The 17526-nt window shown below is 35.6% G+C and carries 16 protein-coding genes; 15 read left to right on the top strand and 1 reads right to left on the bottom strand.

The annotated features are described in order from the left end of the window. The first annotated feature begins 169 nt into the window (after positions 1 to 169). From LEGAS_RS00825 to LEGAS_RS00880, 13 genes are all read left to right on the top strand, one after another. Positions 170 to 922: an ABC transporter ATP-binding protein gene (locus LEGAS_RS00825; RefSeq protein WP_041771650.1), complete on the top strand. Its 753-nt coding sequence runs from the start codon at positions 170 to 172 to the stop codon at positions 920 to 922. A gap of 1 nt (position 923) precedes the next feature. Further along, positions 924 to 1979 carry an FtsX-like permease family protein gene (locus LEGAS_RS10160; RefSeq protein ID WP_010384010.1) on the top strand — a complete coding sequence of 352 codons (1056 nt, stop codon included), beginning with the start codon at positions 924 to 926 and terminating at the stop codon, positions 1977 to 1979. Next, positions 1976 to 2911, top strand: coding sequence for an FtsX-like permease family protein (locus LEGAS_RS10165; RefSeq protein WP_010384008.1), 936 nt, complete (start codon positions 1976 to 1978; stop codon positions 2909 to 2911). The genes LEGAS_RS10160 and LEGAS_RS10165 overlap by 4 nt, the downstream gene beginning before the upstream one ends. A 7-nt stretch (positions 2912 to 2918) precedes the next feature. Next, entirely contained in the window at positions 2919 to 3572 is a 654-nt protein-coding gene (locus LEGAS_RS00835) for a response regulator transcription factor (RefSeq protein WP_010384006.1), read from the top strand. Next, positions 3559 to 4425 carry a sensor histidine kinase gene (locus tag LEGAS_RS00840; RefSeq protein WP_010384003.1) on the top strand — a complete coding sequence of 289 codons (867 nt, stop codon included), beginning with the start codon at positions 3559 to 3561 and terminating at the stop codon, positions 4423 to 4425. The genes LEGAS_RS00835 and LEGAS_RS00840 overlap by 14 nt, the downstream gene beginning before the upstream one ends. Before the next feature lie 105 nt (positions 4426 to 4530). After that, positions 4531 to 5286, top strand: coding sequence for a hypothetical protein (locus tag LEGAS_RS00845; protein ID WP_013231140.1), 756 nt, complete (start codon positions 4531 to 4533; stop codon positions 5284 to 5286). Between the two features lie 16 nt (positions 5287 to 5302). Continuing rightward, positions 5303 to 5896: an ATP-binding cassette domain-containing protein gene (locus tag LEGAS_RS00850; RefSeq protein ID WP_013231141.1), complete on the top strand. Its 594-nt coding sequence runs from the start codon at positions 5303 to 5305 to the stop codon at positions 5894 to 5896. Between the two features lie 130 nt (positions 5897 to 6026). Beyond that, positions 6027 to 7829: a glycerophosphoryl diester phosphodiesterase membrane domain-containing protein gene (locus LEGAS_RS00855; RefSeq protein ID WP_013231142.1), complete on the top strand. Its 1803-nt coding sequence runs from the start codon at positions 6027 to 6029 to the stop codon at positions 7827 to 7829. 219 nt (positions 7830 to 8048) lie between these two features. Continuing rightward, the gene (locus LEGAS_RS00860) at positions 8049 to 9044 is read left to right on the top strand and encodes an ABC transporter ATP-binding protein (protein ID WP_010383996.1); all 996 of its coding nucleotides are present in this window, start codon (positions 8049 to 8051) and stop codon (positions 9042 to 9044) included. A gap of 15 nt (positions 9045 to 9059) precedes the next feature. Then, entirely contained in the window at positions 9060 to 10049 is a 990-nt protein-coding gene (locus tag LEGAS_RS00865; RefSeq protein WP_013231143.1) for an ATP-binding cassette domain-containing protein, read from the top strand. A gap of 2 nt (positions 10050 to 10051) precedes the next feature. Beyond that, positions 10052 to 11017, top strand: coding sequence for an ABC transporter permease (locus LEGAS_RS00870; protein ID WP_013231144.1), 966 nt, complete (start codon positions 10052 to 10054; stop codon positions 11015 to 11017). A gap of 12 nt (positions 11018 to 11029) precedes the next feature. Then, positions 11030 to 11920, top strand: a complete 891-nt coding sequence (locus LEGAS_RS00875) for an ABC transporter permease (RefSeq protein WP_010015246.1) — start codon at positions 11030 to 11032, stop codon at positions 11918 to 11920. A 134-nt stretch (positions 11921 to 12054) separates the two neighbouring features. Next, positions 12055 to 13920 (top strand): ABC transporter substrate-binding protein, encoded by a 1866-nt coding sequence (locus tag LEGAS_RS00880; protein ID WP_010383991.1) that lies wholly within the window; start codon positions 12055 to 12057, stop codon positions 13918 to 13920. Between the two features lie 149 nt (positions 13921 to 14069). Here the strand turns inward: LEGAS_RS00880 and zwf are convergent, their stop codons facing one another. Further along, positions 14070 to 15530: a glucose-6-phosphate dehydrogenase gene (zwf, locus tag LEGAS_RS00885; protein WP_010383989.1), complete on the bottom strand. Its 1461-nt coding sequence runs from the start codon at positions 15528 to 15530 to the stop codon at positions 14070 to 14072. Positions 15531 to 15635: 105 nt separating this feature from the next. On the opposite strand from zwf, the gene LEGAS_RS00890 reads away from it, so the two are divergent. Both LEGAS_RS00890 and LEGAS_RS00895 read left to right on the top strand, forming a co-directional pair. Then, positions 15636 to 15959, top strand: coding sequence for a hypothetical protein (locus LEGAS_RS00890; protein ID WP_013231145.1), 324 nt, complete (start codon positions 15636 to 15638; stop codon positions 15957 to 15959). Positions 15960 to 16059: 100 nt separating this feature from the next. Next, the gene (locus LEGAS_RS00895) at positions 16060 to 17280 is read left to right on the top strand and encodes an MDR family MFS transporter (RefSeq protein WP_013231146.1); all 1221 of its coding nucleotides are present in this window, start codon (positions 16060 to 16062) and stop codon (positions 17278 to 17280) included. Positions 17281 to 17526: the final 246 nt, after the last annotated feature.

Genomic DNA, 17526 nt, shown 5'->3' on the forward strand with positions numbered 1-17526 from the left:
TCGATAGTTTACTAGTTAATTAACCAGTAAACTATAACAAAAATAGGAATCGTTTGTCAAGTTGAATGTTAAAAAACAATCTGACAATTTTGTCAGATTATATCACGAGGTGTAAGTGAACACGGCATCAAATTGTTAGATAATGAGTATATGAATTGGAGGAAGTATGATGCTATTAGAAGTTAATCATCTTGAAAAAATATTTAAAACGCGGTTTTCAAAAGAAACAACGGCGGCATTGCGCGACATTGATTTTAGTGTTGAGAAAGGTGAGTATATTGCTATTATGGGTGAGTCAGGCAGTGGTAAAACAACACTCCTCAATATTTTAGCGACACTAGAACACCCAACAAATGGTACGGTAGCATTGAATGGTAACAACATTACAAATATTAAAGCCAATGATTTAGCCAAATTTCGTCGTGAACATCTGGGATTTGTATTTCAGGACTTTAATTTGTTAGATACATTAAATGTGCGAGATAACATTTACTTGCCACTCGTGTTAAACCGAAAGCCAGTACAAATGATGAAAGAACGTATTGGTACATTAGCACCGTTGCTTAACATTTCAGAATTATTAAATAAGCAACCTTTTGAATTATCTGGTGGACAAAAACAACGTGTGGCTATTGCGAGAGCTTTGATGACGCAACCTGACTTGATTTTAGGGGATGAACCAACCGCGGCATTAGACTCCAAAAATTCAGATCGCTTGTTAAATTTATTTGAACAGATCAACGATGAAGGCCAAACTATTTTAATGGTGACACATTCAAGTGTTGTTGCCAGTCACGCTAAACGTGTGTTGTTTATTAAAGATGGTATGATTTATCACCAATTATACCGTGCTGAGCGTAGTACATCAGATTTTAACAAGGAAATTAACTTAGCCATGGGCAGTGTTTTAGGAGGTAATTGATATGTTTTATCTGAAATTAGCGCAACGTAATATTCGAAAATCATTCAAAAATTTTGCACCATTTTTACTGGCAACAATGATGATGTTTGTTTTGAATTTTATTTTAGCATCAATTGCTCTTTCACCACAGTTAGATAAGTTAGGGATTAAGTCAGTATCTGTCGTTCTAATTATTGGTCAAATCATACTCATTCCTTTTTCAATTGGTATTGAAATTTATGCTTACCGTTTTTTGTTAAAGAAAAGATCACGAGAGTTTGGCTTGTATGATATTTTGGGGCTTGGTAAAGCTCAAATTATAGTTGTTGCATTACTTGAACTGTTATTCTTGTTGCTAGCAACAGTAACACTTGGTACAATTTCCGGCGTTATTTTATCAAAGTTTTTATTTTTAGTTTTTATCGCTTTAATTGGTGGTAATTATTTCAATTTAACGTTTTCGACATTAAGTTTTACTATACCAATCATAGTTGCTTTAGTTGCTTTTATCTTGTTAGCGGTTATTGGTACTTGGACGATTCATCATCATTCTAGTTTGTCGTTACTGCATTCGGAAAGTCAAGGTGAACGTGAACCAAAATCACGAGGATTCTTAGCATTTTTAGGCGTTTTATTATTAGTTGTTGGTTACTATATGGCAATAACAGTTAAGATAGGACCAATGATTGTGACTACATTTGCTGTCGCGGTTTTATTCGTTATTGTTGGGACTTATCTGTTTTATGTGGCGTTTACCATTTGGTATTTAAAACGCCAAAAGCGTGGTCGACGTTACTATCAACCAGAAAAATTTATAACAACAAATGCCTTACTGTATCGCATGAAACAAAATGCAATCGGATTGGGAAACATTACGATCTTAGTTACAATGGCAATTGTAACGTTAGTGACAACGGTTATGTTACAAACTGGATTAAAGCAAAACATGATGGTAAACATGCCATTTACGACTGAGCTTAGCGCTATGAATACAGGAGATACTCATGTTGGCAATGTGTCGGAGGAACAATTTAAAAGTATTTTGTCCCAGACTGAAAAAAGTCACAAGTTAGTTTGAAAAACGGTGTTCAATATGTTGATTATGGCACATCAATGATGATATTACCCAGCGGTAAACATGTCACTATTAATCATTTGACAGATAATTATAATAAGGCTGGAATAGCAGTGGTACAGGTTGTTTCTCGTGATACATTAATTAAGTTGGGCAACAAACTACCAAAATTAGCACCAAATGATGTATTAATTCATAATTATTCTGGTCATTTTAATGCAGAGACAATCAATTGGTTTGGTCAATTATTGCGCGTTAAAGGGCAAACAACAGACGTCAAAAACTACCCAACGCAAAGTAGTATCGGGAACAGTATGATGATTGTGGCCCAAAATGATGCACAAGCCGAGCGGTTATATCAGCGTATTAAGTTTGATGCGAATAGTTACACGATTCCACGACGTACCTTAATAATCAATTTGAGCAAAAGAGACAGCAAGCAGGTTGCTAAGGCATTTAAAGCAGAAGGTAAAAGTAACGTATCGCCAATATCAACATTTGCCGTTGATCGATTTGCGCGATTGCATGAGGCACAGGCGTATACAGGTGGTTTCTTATTTATCGGTTTCACACTGGGACTCACATTTATAATCGGTGCGGCGCTAATCATTTATTATAAACAAATTGCTGAAGGTGAACAGGATAAGGAAGCGTTCCGTATACTACAGGAAGTCGGTTTATCTAAAAAAGAAGTATCGCAAACAATTAATAGTCAAATCCGTTTGTTATTTTTCATGCCAATTGTGGTGGCTATCGTTCACTTTGCAGGTGCTTATATGATGGTTTCTAAAATTATTAATGCCTTTGGTATTACGAATAAAACATTGATGCTATCTGTTAGTGGTGGCGTTATTCTATTGATTGCAGTATTGTACTATATTATTTATAAAATGACTTCACGTAGTTATGTTAACATCGTGCAACGTCACGTATAATAAAGTTATGCAAAAAATATTTATTGTCGAAGATGATACAAGTATCGTAGACAGCTTAAAAAAAGTATTATCATCAGAATTCAGCGTTGTTTCAACGCTGAATTTTCGTGCTGTCGTTCAAGAAATTACTGAAGTGCATGCAGACCTTGTACTGATGGACATTACCTTACCTTACTTCAATGGTTTTTATTGGACAACAGAGCTACGTAAAATTAGCAAAGTACCAATTATTTTTATTTCAAGCGCTAATGATGAGATGAACCAAGTCATGGCACTGAGCATGGGGGCTGATGATTTTGTTGCTAAACCATTTAATTTGATGGTCTTGAGAGCAAAAGTGCAAGCATTGTTACGACGTAGCTATAATTTCAGTGCATCTGAATTAACGTTTGAGGAATACCAGTTGGTAGATAATCAATTAATAGGTAACGCAGGAAAAGTTGAGTTAACCAGTACAGAAACTAAAATATTACAAATACTATTTGAATATGGCACAACTGTCGTGCCAAAAGACCTTTTGTTGACTAAATTGTGGGAAAATAACGATTTTATTGACGCGAATACCCTACATGTTAACATGACGCGATTGAGAAAAAAAGTAGGCATAATTAATTTTGATAAAATTCACACAGTACGAGGTGTTGGTTATGTTTTGGGATAAGTATTTAAAGCGGCGAGCTGGTTTGTTTTTGACGATTATTATCGGTTTCACTTTATTTTTATTGACTTTTTCTCTGTGGCAGTTACCGATGATTCCATTGCTTAATGCGAGTTTATTATTTTTATTAATATTTAGTGTTTACACGATAATTGACTATCAAAAATTTTATAAATATCAGCAACAATTATCCAATTTAAAGATAGATAATGCGCAGTTAACAGCAAAACTATCAGCGCAATTACAGCGTGATAAAGATTTTATGGATATCATGCGTGTATGGACCCATCAAATGAAAGTGCCATTGGCTAGTATAGATTTGGTTGCGCAGACACAATTACCAGAACTTCAAAAACAAACATTTGCGCTCGAAAATTATTTGACTATTTTACTCGAGTATCTTCGTGTTCAAAATACTGCTACCGACTTTCGTTTTGATGTTGTGAATGTGCGCGAGTTAGTTAATACGATTATTAAGAAATATGCACCCCAATTTATTCATAAAGAATTGCAGGTAACAATTGTTGGTGAAGCGAGTATTAAAACAGATCCTAAATGGTTAACTGTAGCTATTGAACAAATTATTAATAACGCCGTGAAATATACAGAAATAGGTGGTGTGACGATTCACATAACAGACCAACAATTAATGATTGTGGATAGTGGTATAGGAATTTTGGCATCAGATTTACCGCGTTTATTTTCACATGGTTTTACTGGATACAATGGTCGTTTAGATAAGAAATCAAGTGGATTAGGGTTGTATTTAACAAAGTTAGTTTTGGACAAATTATCATTTGATATTTTAATAACATCCGAAATAGGGACTGGTACCACGGTAATAATTCATTTTTAAATCTTTAATAGGCAGGCTGTAATCATATGATTATTGTGTTATGATTATAAAAATGATGTTTTTATAATCGTTGATTTACAAATTGAATATATTGGGGAGAATGATATGAACGAGATAAAAGCATTATGCAAAGTCTATCTAGTCAACACGTTGAGTAATAAATTTGTTTTTTTATTTAATTTAGTATTACCAACTATCTATTTTTTATATAAAAACATCAAATATTTGTCTCAGCCAAAGGTAGCGTTTTCTCATCAAACCATGATGGTAATTAGTTATTTTTGGGCTTACATTATTATGGTCACATTATTAAATAATGTCATTGTTGCAATTATTTCACAACGGGAAAATGGCTTTTATAAACAGCTATTTTTTATAGTGGGTTCAAAGTGGAAAATATTAATAGCTAATTTTTTGGTACAATTAGTCATTTTAAATGGTGAACTGTTAATATTTAATTTGGTGGTCATTGGTGTTACTCATAATGTACATATCAGTTTGCTAATTGCAGGAATGATTGCGACCCTATCGGTTGCGGTACCGGTTACTTTTATTAGCAGTTTACTATTTCTTTTGAAAGTTAAAATTGAATCGATTAACGTTTTAGTATCGATTTTATTATTTGTTTTATTCATAACAATGAATTTACCTAAAAGTTATGCGATGGGGGATTTATTGACCTTGCTGAATCCAATAACTTATATTGTTGACACATCGTATCAATTATTATCGTTCTTTTTCAATCACGTGATTCAAGGTGCAGTGACAGCCAGATTGGGAATTGTGACCATAATTTACTTAGTAATTGGTTGGTTTGCTATTTCAAAATTAACTGTCCATTCAATTGTTGATCGTGTTTAATTGCGAGGGTTAGAGGATGCAAATAAAAAAATATTCTTTATGTTATGGTGACCGTGTTTTAGCACAAGATTTTGAGGTGGATTTTTTTAATCATGTGGTTAATGTACTCACGGGTGCCAATGGTGCGGGGAAAACGACTTTATTAGATTTCATTGCAGGCGTGGGTCCTAAACAGGCCAAAGGACAAAAAATAAACGTTCCAAAGCAGCAAAATATTGCCTATCAGTTACAGCATATTCACTTTTTTCCGACACTGAGCGTCGGCCAAACGATAAATATGTACCGCCAAATTGGCAATCGTAGCCTAGAAAAGAGTGGATCAACTTTCCAAACGATTAAACGACAAGCTTTAGACAAGATATGGTCCGTTAAAATGGGACAATTATCTGGTGGTGAAAGGCAGATGGTGCTGACTTACGGACAATGTCTGTTGGAAAAAGAACTGTATATTTTTGATGAACCAACCAGTGGGGTTGATGTTACAAATTCAAAAGTGATTCTAAAAATGATTGCATCTTTGGTTCAAGAGCGTGAAAAATTGGTCATCATGACGTCACATAATATAGAACAACTGGCTGATTTACCGGTTAAAATGATTAATATAGGCTAGACACAACATATCTTAGGGTGCGTTATTATGATTTATTAAAAAAGCATGTTTTAAAATTGTTTACGGGTAACAAAGAATTAGGTGGACTGTCTCTTAATTGTCATATATAATCAAATTTAGGAGAATGTTAATGCAGTATATTCGCTTAAAGATTAAAGATTCTGTTGAATTTCTATGGCATAGTAAAAGTTATCTAAAGAGCGTGTTTGCTATACACGCTTTGTTTATTTTTATATTGTTACCAATATTGGGGGAATCGAGTCAATTTATTTTAAAGATAAGTCAGATTAACTACTTATCGTTAAATAATTTAGGCACAATGATGCGGCAACAACCCCTCGTATTTCTGGCTTTGATTAGTATTGTTATTTTATCCATTTTATTATCATTTTTTGAATTTGCTTTTTTGTTGATCAGTGTTTACTTTATTCAAACTAGACAACCTGTTAGCGTGCGTCAACTATTAGTGATTACCTTGAGACAACTTCGAAAAGTTGGCATCAGTACTGGTTTGTTTTTCTTGTTTTATCTTGTACTCATATTACCGTTAGGTGGGGTGAGTTATAGTTCGAATCTGCTATCAAAAGTAAAAATCCCGGCATTCCTTATGGATTACATTTTTGATCATCGCTTCATTGTTGTTGGCGCGTTTATTTTAGTATACATTTTACTAACTTATATTGGTGTACGACTAATATTCGTATTACCAAACCTTATATTAAATGATTTGTCGATAGGCGAGGCAATTAAAAGTAGTTTGACGATCACACGTAGAAAATTTGTGACGATACTTCTGAAATTGGCAGCTATTGGGTTTGGGATGCTCCTATTTTCTTCAGTAAGTATTGCTGGCTTAATTGGTATTCAAAAACTAGTGGAACAATATAGTCATTCATATACGGTAGTTAGTGCTGCAGTTATTATGACGCTATTACAAATCATAATTTTGATTAACATAGCAATAACAACTGTGGGGATGTTTCTTGTTATTATTGATTTCATGTCAAAGAACAATGTTTTGTCCGCTATCAAAAAACCTGATAGTTTGTTCAGTAGTGCGTACCGCAAAAATTTTGCAAACCGTTTAAGTGCACCACTTTATATTGTTTTGGGTATCATGAGTGCAGTGATTGTCGGTGGCTATAACTTTGATTATTTGAAATCAGTTGATATTTCTAAGCCAATAAGTGTGTCACATCGAGGTGTTTCTGAGAAAAATGGCGTCCAAAACAGCATTTCTGCAATGAATAGGACGGCACAATATCATCCCGATTACGTGGAGATGGATGTTCAATTAACCAAGGACAATCAGTTTGTCGTTTTCCATGATTTTAATTTAAAACAATTAACTAGTGTGAATAATACACCAGAGAATATGAACTTAAACGCGTTAACCAAACTTAAGGTGCATGAAAATAATCAGGTACAACCCATTGAGTCATTCGATGATTACTTAAAAGCTGCAAAAGCAATCCATCAAAAGCTCTTAATTGAGTTGAAAACGCCAAATAAAGATAATACGCAACTAGTTGCAAGATTCATGCGGAAATATCAAAAAGATATTCAAGAAAATGATTATATGATTCAGTCATTAAATTTTGAGTTAATAGAAGATGTTAAAAAAATTGCACCAACTGTTAAGGCAGGGTATATTTTACCGTTCAACCTCATTGGTCCGCCAATTTCACATTCGGATTTTTATACGGTCGAATTTAGTACTGTGAACAAGCATTTTATTCAAACAGCGCACAATGAAAGAAAAAAAGTATTTGTTTGGACACCAAATGATAAAAAATCAATTTTACGTATGATGTATTTTGGTGCAGACGGCGTTATAACTGACAATATGCCGGCTGTGGGGCGAGCAATGACAGATGCTAACCATATCACATATTCTGATAAGTTACTTTATTATGTTGCAGGTTTAGGATGAAGCCGTATAGATAAGTTGGGCATGAATAGACGATTTTAGTTTCTGAAGCTGCGAGTTCTTTAGAATTTACATTATAATATAGTTGTCAAAGGGGTTGATTCCATATTTCAAAGGAATCAACCCCTTTTTCACATCGTATATATTATTTTTTTACAATATAATTTGAAATATTAAAAACAAATGATATAATTTTATAATATAAGAAAAGAAGGTTATAAAATGGATGGTAAATTATTAGAGGCTGAGAATGTATCTGTCGATTTTAGAATAGATGGACAATATCAGACAGCGATTCATAAAATAAACATTTCAATTAAACACGGTGAAGTTGTAGCTTTAGTTGGAGAATCTGGTTCTGGTAAATCAACGTTTGCAATGAGCGTGATGGGATTACATAATTCAGATCAAACGCGAGTAACCGGATCCATTAAGTTGAACGATAATGAGTTGATTGGTTTGAGTGAAAGGCAATTTGATGCATATCGTGGTGTCTCTGTGGGCATGATTTTTCAAGATCCATTATCTAGTTTAAATCCTTTGATGAAAATTGGGGATCAAATAGCTGAAGCCATTACTGTTCATGATAAACAGTCAAAAAAGGTGAAACAACGTGTACAAAAATTAATTTCAGATGTTGGTATTGTTGATGTCCAGCGTGTTTCCCAACAATATCCACATGAGCTTTCAGGCGGTATGCGACAACGTGTTATGATTGCAATTGCGTTAGCTAATGAACCAGATTTGATTATTGCTGATGAACCAACAACCGCCTTGGATGCGACAATTCAAGCGCAAATATTAGATCTAATCAAAGAGATTCAACAAAAAAAGAACGCAGGAATCTTATTAATTACACATGATTTAGGGGTTGTTGCTGAAATGGCTGATACGGTTACCGTCATGTATGCGGGGCAAATTGTTGAGCAGGCTCGCGTGGCAGATCTTTTCAATCATCCAAAACATCCGTACACGCGGTCCTTATTGCGTGCAGATCCATCAGAAGTGAATTCTGGGGACGAATTATATGCTATTCCTGGTACCGTTCCAGCTTTAAAAGATATGGATCATAGTAAAGACTTGTTTTTGAAGCGTATACCTTGGTTAGACAAAGCGGAAGTCGAGGCAACTGTTGATGAAAAATTACAAAAAGTCAGCGATGAACATTATGTACGTGGCAATGCGTGGCAAAATTTTGAATTTTTGGAAGATCTTTAAGAAGAGGGTGCGGCAATGAGTGAGTTAGTCCGAATAGAAAATTTAAAAGTGTATTATCCAATACGAACAGGTTTTTTTAACCGTGTAACAGACAATATCAAAGCAGTAGATAATATTTCATTCACAATTGAATCAGGTCAGACTTATGGTCTTGTTGGTGAATCTGGTTCTGGTAAAACAACTATTGGAAAATCGCTAGTTGGACTTGAAGACCCTACTAGTGGAAAAATTTTATTCGAAGGTCATGAAGTGACAACGAATAGACAAAAAAAGGCTATAAATTATAACAAAGACGTACAGATGGTTTTCCAAGATAGTCAGTCAAGTTTGAATCCAAGAAAAACAATTGGTGAAATCATTGCTGAACCACTTAAAAATTTTGGCGTGCCCAATGTTATTGGCGCAGGCTATGATGGGGAAAGGTCATTTGATCAAACAAAAATTAATGAACGTGTTTTAGCGCTATTAAAAATTGTTGGGTTACCTGCTCAGACAGTAGCACAATATCCATTTCAGTTTTCGGGTGGGCAGCGACAACGTATAGGCGTTGCTCGTGCATTGGCAACAAATCCGCGGTTAATTGTTGCTGATGAACCTGTATCAGCATTAGATTTATCAGTTCAAGCACAAGTATTGAATTTTATGAAAAAAATCCAACGAGAATATGGCATTAGTTTCTTATTTATTTCTCATGATTTAGGTGTGGTGAAGTACATGACTGATAACATTGCAATTATGCATAATGGTCGTTTTGTCGAAATGGGCACGACAAATGACATTTTTAATGATGCGCAGCATATTTATACCAAACGATTATTATCTGCGATACCAAGTTTAGATGTCAGTAAACGTGACGAAAAGCGAGCTTATCGTAAACGAATTGAGTCTGAATTTACACAAAATAAAGGTGCTTATTACCAACAAGATGGTCTGAGAGATCGTGCATATGATTTAGAACCGATTACAAAAACTCACTACGTGGCACTTAAGAAAGAGGGAGCATAATTATGTGGCGAACAATTTTAAGGCGTGTGTTAATTATGATTCCACAGTTAATTTTGGTTTCTATTTTAATTTTTATGTTAGCGCAATTAATGCCTGGGGATCCATTTTATGGGAGCTTAAATCCCAATTCTGATCCCGCAACAATTGCAAGAATGCGTCACGCTGCTGGTCTGGATTTGCCATGGTATCAGCAATATGTTAAATGGGTTGGTAATGTACTACATGGGGATTTAGGCACTTCATATGTTGTTAATAAAGGTTGGACGGTGACACGTATTATTGGTCAACGCATATGGCCAACTCTGTCAATGGGAATCATTGCAGCCGTGTTAACTTATGTTTTGTCAATTTCGCAAGCGTTATTAGCTGCACGTAATGAAAATAAAATCATCGATCGTATTCTAATTGTATGGAACACGATGACATCGGCTGTCCCATCGTTTGTTTTTTATTTTGTTATGATGGTTTTGTTTGTTTACATTATTCCAATATTTCCAAGTTCTGGGACAGGTATTGACGATACACAAAGTTTTACCACGAATTTTTTTAGTAATTTAAGATATGCCTTTTTGCCAGCTTTGACGATTGCGTTGTTTAGTACAAATAGCATTTTCCAATATTTACGTTCAAATTTATTGGATCAACAAGCGCAAGATTATGTGCGAACAGCGCGTGCTAAGGGTGTCCAAATAAAAGACGTCTTTAGAAAACACATCTTACGAAACGCTTTTTTGCCAATTGCTTCAGCCATTGGATACTCAATAACTGGTATTTTAGGTGGCGCAATTTTTGCTGAAACTGTTTTTGGTTATCCTGGATTAGGTGCATTGTTTGTTCAAGCGTTGAGTGGTCGTGATTATACTGTCATTACAGCGTTAATGTTACTTCAAGGTGTATTAGCATTATTAGGTGGCCTATTGTCGGATATTATCTCAGCGTGGGTTGATCCTCGCGTTCGAGTGAAGTAGGGGGACATGGACATGGAAATTAAGAAACAGCGATTTGGATCGAAATTTATTAAAAATTTTTGGCGTGAACTAGAGAAAGATAATTTAGCCTTATTAGCCACAATACTATTGATTGTGCTTTTTCTGTTTATTATTATTGGTCAAATTTTTGTACCAACTGATATTGGCACGATGAGTAATATTTTAAGTGCTAACTTACCACCATTAACTAATGGTCATATTCTTGGGACTACGAATTCGGGCGCTGACTTTGTTTTGACGTTGATTGCTTCAGCTAGCAATTCACTCATTATCGGCTTTGGCGTAGCAATCCTGATTACAATTATTTCAGTTACTTTTGGTATGATTATTGGATATTTTGGTGGTTGGATTGATTGGATTGCTATGCGGCTGATTGATTTTTGGTTGGTCATGCCGCTACTGATGATTTTGGCTATTATTTTTTCTACGGCAAAGGGCTTGTCAATTTGGAGTTTGATTTTAATTCTAGCGGTACTGAGTTGGCCACCAAATGTACGATTAATTCGTACGTTAACGTTATCTGAGGTCAATAGAGATTATGTTCAGGCAGCTAAAATTTCTGGCACACCTTGGTATAAAATTCTATTTACTGGTATTTTCCCAAATATCTCATCAACAGTTATTTCTGATTTTGCGTTAACCTTGGCAGGTTCAATTGGTATTGAGACTAGTTTGACGTATTTAGGATTTGGATTGAAGCACGGCACAAGTTCATTGGGTACAATGTTAACAGTTTTGAGTGGTAGTTCGGCATCATCAGTTTATACACAATGGTGGTTATGGATTCCGGTCACATTAGTATTAATTATTTTGACTTTTGGTATTGTAGTTCTTGGACAAGTTGCTCGTCGCGCAATAGATCAGAGACAATCTGTGTCTTGAATTTAAAACATTAGATTAAGATTAAAATTTAATGTTGACAAATAATTTTATAATGATATATTTATAATAGTTTATTTTTGAGAACTAGATTGATTGTATGTTTAATTTCATGATATATGAGGAGGCGTTTTTACATGGTTAGTACGGGAAAGAAAATAGGCTTTGGTGTTGGTGGCCTAGTCATAGTCGCTGGAGCTACTTGGGCATTAGTTGCGACAACATCAAATCACACATCAACAACTAAAGCAGTTGATGTTGGATCGTTTAAAGGAGACTATAAAAACTCAAAATCAGCTATCAAAAATGGTAGTTTAACGGTTAGTTATCCTGGTAATGCATCTGATCCCGTGTCTTTTGCTGGTTATTCGGAATTGGCACAGTGGTCAGCTGCACAAGAGCAACTTGATCCTGCAGGGAAAAACACGCTTTTCTATGTTGATAAAGATGGTAAGCTGACAAACGATGGTCCAGCTAAAGTTACAGTTGATAAAGATGCAAAAACGGTGACAATTAAACTTCGTGATGATTTAAAATGGTCAGATGGTAAAGACGTTACAGCACAAGACGTATTGTTTTCATTGCAGACACTGGCAACAAATAAAGTCGCTTCTGGTAATTTTACACAAGCTTATACAGCTATTAAAGGTTTAAGTGATTATCAAAATGGTAAGGCAAAAGACATTTCTGGTGTGAAGTTGGACGATGGTAAAGCGGGTAAGCAATTAACTGTCTCATATACAACGCTACCAGCCGCAGTCGATTGGGGTGATGGGGTACCTGCTTATGCCTTACCATATCATGATTTGAAAGATGTCAAGTCTAAGGACTTGGCTACTTCTGAAAAAGTGACAAAGAATCCACTATCCTTTGGACCATTCAAAGTGGCATCAGTCTCGTCAGATTCAACAGTTAAATATGTTAAAAATTCTGACTATTGGGGTAAGAAACCTAAACTAAATACGATAACGTATTATGTGAACCAAGATCAAACAAAGCTTGAGAACGACTTATCAAAGCAGAAATTCGATATTGTGACAAAAGCGCCGGCTTCCCTTTGGAAAGATGGGACTAATAATCCTGTATTATCGAAATACAATAATGATAAAGGTTACGCGTCAACAGGATATTATGATAGCGGTTATTGGGAACTTTACTTTAATTTGGGACATCTTAACTCAAAAACTAGTGAAAACGTACAGGATCGCCAAACACCTTTGCAAGATGTTAATGTTCGTAAAGCCGTTGGTTATGCAGAGAATGTTGGAGATGTGGTTAAAAAATATGGGAATGGTTTGAGTGTAACCGCTGATACTCTCGTTTCAAAGAATGAATCTAAAAAGATGTTCTATAATAACAATGTTCAAGGATATCAGCAAAAATCATCTGGTGATATCAAGAAAGCTGGTGGCTTACTTGAAAAATCAGGTTATAAAAAAGATTCAGCTGGGTATTATGCTAAAGATGGTAAGCGCCTAAGTCTAGTTTACTTAGCACGTTCAGGGAACACAACATCTGAAGCCTCAACTAAAGCTTACATCGAAGCATGGAAAAAAGCAGGTATTGAAGTTAAATTGTACCAAGATAAATTGGTAGATCCCTCTACTTGGCAATCAATTGTAGTAGATGGCAATAATAACAATTGGGATATTACTGATGGTGGTTGGTCAGAGGGAACTGTGCCAACATTTGATCAGTTATGGAGCAAGTCTGCACCTTATAACTTCGGTCATGTTGTTTCAAAGGAGTTAACTCAGAATTTATCTGATACACAAACAGCCACATCAGAGGCAAGTCTTGTTAAGAATATCAAGCAATTCCAGAAGTTAGTTGTTGACGAACAGGCTTACACGATTCCAACAACTACTAATATTAAGGTACAATTAGTGAATGGACGCGTTACTGGATGGACAACTAACTTTGCAGCGCAACAAAATGACTTATACGCGCAGTTGGGTGTATCACAAAGTAAGCCTGTTACATCAGGGAACCCACGTAAGTAAATAATATGCTCATCGTGCAATTGGCGTATTGATACAATAATAACTATCCTCCCAGATAAAGAAACTTGTATGAGACGGCCATTGCACAAAAAACGCTTAAAGAGTTGTTCAACTCTTTAAGCGTTTTTCTTATCTGATTAATGATGAAATTAACCCTTAAATACCCAAGTATCACCGTTATCGGCTAGCAACTTATCAGATGCTTCTGGTCCCATTGAACCTGACTTATACGTTTCAAGAGGTGCTTTGTCAGCAGTATAAACTGCTGAAATAGCATCAACGAATTTCCAGGCAATAGCTACGCCATTCCAGTCGGCAAAGTTTGATCCATCACCATTCATTGTGTCATGAATCATACGTTCATATGGTTCAGGTGTATTTTGCTTATCTTCATCTGAGATTGTCCAACCAAGATCAATTGTACGTGTGTTGAATGAATCTTCAACAGACTTTGAATTAATCTTAAATTCTATGCCACCCTTAGGATCAATTAGAATTGACAAAACAGATTCTTGCGCTTCTTGTGCTGTACCAAAGTCAAATGTTCCAGCTTTGAAGACGATATCAACACGTGTTTGTTTAGCAGCCAAACGCTTACCTGAACGAACATAGAAAGGTACACCTTCCCAACGAGGTAGGTCAAATTGTAATTCGCCGGCAATAAACGTGTTGTTCTTTGAATCAGCAGGGACATCAAGTTCTTCAAGATATGGTTTGAAATCAGATGAATCACCGGCACCGTATTGTGCGCGAACGAAGTATTTGTTAACTTCTTCTTCATCATAAATTTTCAAGGCATTGAAAGCAGCATTTTTAGCAGCGCGAATGTCCTTGTCATTAAATGAATCAGGCTTCTCCATAGCTAACCAACCAACAATTTGCATAGTATGGTTTTGAATCATGTCTAGCAATGCACCAGTAGTATCGTAGTAACCAGCGCGTTCTTCAACACCCAAAACTTCGGCTAGTGTCACTTGCACATTTTTAATATAGTCTTTGTTCCAAGCAGCATCAAAGATTGGGTTACCAAAACGTAACGCAGCAATGTTTTGTACCATTTCTTTACCGAGATAGTGGTCGATACGGAATAGCTGGTCGTCTGAAAAAGCATTTTCTAAATCATTTTGCAATTCTTCGGCTGTGGTATATGATGTACCAAAGGGCTTTTCAATCATCAAACGATTGTAACCTGTTGGTGCCAACAATGCTTCAGACTTCAAGTATTTGGCAATTGTGCCAAAGAAGCGAGGGGCAACTGACATGTAGAAAATACGGTTGCCATCAATATCAAATTTAGTAGCAGCTTCTTCAATGGCTTCTTTTAAGATAGCATATGAAGCAGCATCTGTGACATCATGTGCACGGTATGAGAAATGGGCAATAAATGCCTCGGCTTGATCTTGATCTTCTGTAAAGTCCGCAATAGACTCGCGAACTAGTTGTTTAAATTCTTCGTCTGTTAGGTCTTGACGTGCCGTGCCAACAATGGCAAAGTGTTCTTGTAGGTAACCTTTCTTATAAAGGTTGAAAACTGATGGGTAAAGTTTGCGCTTTGCCAAATCACCAGTACCGCCAAAAAATGTTACCAATGTCTTGATTTCTGAAACCATAATGTTCCCCTTAATATTAGAATTGAATTCAACTATTATTATAACGCAAAATTGGTTAGAAAGTACGCGTTTTCACAATCATATCAATCGCTTAGCGAGGAAAAAATGTTAATTAACGATTTTAACCCAAAACAACAACAAATTTTACGACAATTAGACATTGGTCAGTATGCTGGTCAAACGCTGATTGCTCACGCACCAACTAAAAAAGATAGTAAAAATTATTATGTGATTCATGTTGACTTAAAAACCAATCATTGGCGTTACCAACCTGATGAGCCAATTAAACCAGTTGAAGTAGCCGAATTGTTAAAAGCAGGTGGTTTAAGGACGACAACTGTCCGGCATCAATATGTTTTGAATTCTGCTGTCTTTAGCAAGCCAATAAGGCGCTTGTTTAAAAAACTTTTAGTAGATAAAAACATTTGAGAAAATAATTTTTGAATCGTATTATTTTTTAAAACCAGCTTAAAATGACGTATTTTAAGCTGGTTTTTGTGCTACAATAAACCTACTAATTGGAGGATTTATGCAAACTAATTTAGCTGATAAACCACGACAGCTCAATGAAAAATGGCTACTTTTGGGAACTTTGCTATCCAGCACGGGGAATTCTATGATTTGGCCTGTTATGACCCTATATATCACAGGTGTGTTAAATCAGAGTTTTACAACGGCTGGTGTTGTCTTGATGATTGGCGCAATGGTAAGTTTATTTGGCTCATTTGTTGGCGGTAAATTATTTGATCATTGGCGACCATATGTCGCCATGGTTATGACAAGTATTATTATTTTAGCAGCTGTAGCAAGCCTTATTTTCTTTAATAAATGGCCAGTATTTGCTATTTTAATCTGGATAGCGAACTTTGGCATGGGTGTTGAGCAGACATTAGTGAACTCATTTGCAACAACTGTACCTGGTCAAAAAACGCGTGTTATATTTAATAATATGTACATCGTTTTAAATATTGGTGTTGTGTTGGGAACATTGGCTGTTGGTTATTTGTTCGATTATGGGTTTAGCTTGTTGATGATGATTTCGACTGCCATTTATTTTGGATTAACGTTGATTATTATTACTAAATTTAATGTGTCGTTGGATACTGATAATTTAATCGATGTGAGAGCTAATGATAAAGAAGAACAGTTTAACAAGCCAGAAGTGACAAGAAAAAAATTCAAATTAACGCCGGTTCTAATTGCTATTGGGGCACTTTTATTTATTACTTATCTGTCTTATATGCTCTGGGAAACAGTGATGGCACCGCATATGAAAACATTGGGGATGCCAACGCGTAACTATGCCGACTTGTGGATGATTAATGGGATCACAATTATTGTATTGCAGAAATTTGTCTCTAATTGGGCCAATAAGCATCCGTATCATGTGTCCGTTATTTTAGGCAGTGTCATTTTCGCTTTAAGTTTCTTTTTTTTGATTTTTGTGAATACATTTTGGCAAATTGTACTAGTTTTTGAACTACTAACGCTTGGTGAAATGCTACAAAGTCCGCAAGTACCAGCATGGGTTGCTCAAATTACCCCTAAAGAAGTTGCTGGACAAGCGCAAGGATTTGTCTCAATGATGATTAGTTCAGGTCGTGTTGTTGGCCCAATATATTCAGGTGTTATGATGGATCATGGATGGACAAACATGTTATTTTTATCTGTATTTATTGTTATGATAATAATCACTGGTTTACTAGCGTTGACAATGTCACGACGTATTGACAAAAATCCAGTGGCATAGTAGACTAAAGCTACTTGAAATTAGCAATTATTGAGTAGAATAAACATTCGGCGTTAAGAGAAGCAGTGGTTGGTGAAAACTGCACAGGTGTTGATATTCGAAATACAGCTATCGATTTAAGCATGGCAGCACCATGTTATCAAATGTCAAAGTGATGTGCTTTTTAGCGCGTAAGCTGGGTGGTACCACGGATTTTTAAATGTCAATTCGTCCCTGTTGTCAATGTGACAGCAGGGACTTTTTTAT

The organism is Leuconostoc gasicomitatum LMG 18811, assembly GCF_000196855.1.
Taxonomy (GTDB): domain Bacteria; phylum Bacillota; class Bacilli; order Lactobacillales; family Lactobacillaceae; genus Leuconostoc; species Leuconostoc gasicomitatum.

Coding starts and splice junctions, on each gene's coding strand:
- LEGAS_RS00825 (WP_041771650.1), top strand. CDS start 170: ATGCTATTAGAAGTTAATCATCTTGAAAAAATATTTAAAACGCGGTTT.
- LEGAS_RS10160 (WP_010384010.1), top strand. CDS start 924: ATGTTTTATCTGAAATTAGCGCAACGTAATATTCGAAAATCATTCAAA.
- LEGAS_RS00835 (WP_010384006.1), top strand. CDS start 2,919: ATGCAAAAAATATTTATTGTCGAAGATGATACAAGTATCGTAGACAGC.
- LEGAS_RS00840 (WP_010384003.1), top strand. CDS start 3,559: ATGTTTTGGGATAAGTATTTAAAGCGGCGAGCTGGTTTGTTTTTGACG.
- LEGAS_RS00845 (WP_013231140.1), top strand. CDS start 4,531: ATGAACGAGATAAAAGCATTATGCAAAGTCTATCTAGTCAACACGTTG.
- LEGAS_RS00850 (WP_013231141.1), top strand. CDS start 5,303: ATGCAAATAAAAAAATATTCTTTATGTTATGGTGACCGTGTTTTAGCA.
- LEGAS_RS00855 (WP_013231142.1), top strand. CDS start 6,027: ATGCAGTATATTCGCTTAAAGATTAAAGATTCTGTTGAATTTCTATGG.
- LEGAS_RS00860 (WP_010383996.1), top strand. CDS start 8,049: ATGGATGGTAAATTATTAGAGGCTGAGAATGTATCTGTCGATTTTAGA.
- LEGAS_RS00865 (WP_013231143.1), top strand. CDS start 9,060: ATGAGTGAGTTAGTCCGAATAGAAAATTTAAAAGTGTATTATCCAATA.
- LEGAS_RS00870 (WP_013231144.1), top strand. CDS start 10,052: ATGTGGCGAACAATTTTAAGGCGTGTGTTAATTATGATTCCACAGTTA.
- LEGAS_RS00875 (WP_010015246.1), top strand. CDS start 11,030: ATGGAAATTAAGAAACAGCGATTTGGATCGAAATTTATTAAAAATTTT.
- LEGAS_RS00880 (WP_010383991.1), top strand. CDS start 12,055: ATGGTTAGTACGGGAAAGAAAATAGGCTTTGGTGTTGGTGGCCTAGTC.
- zwf (WP_010383989.1), bottom strand. CDS start 15,530: ATGGTTTCAGAAATCAAGACATTGGTAACATTTTTTGGCGGTACTGGT.
- LEGAS_RS00890 (WP_013231145.1), top strand. CDS start 15,636: ATGTTAATTAACGATTTTAACCCAAAACAACAACAAATTTTACGACAA.
- LEGAS_RS00895 (WP_013231146.1), top strand. CDS start 16,060: ATGCAAACTAATTTAGCTGATAAACCACGACAGCTCAATGAAAAATGG.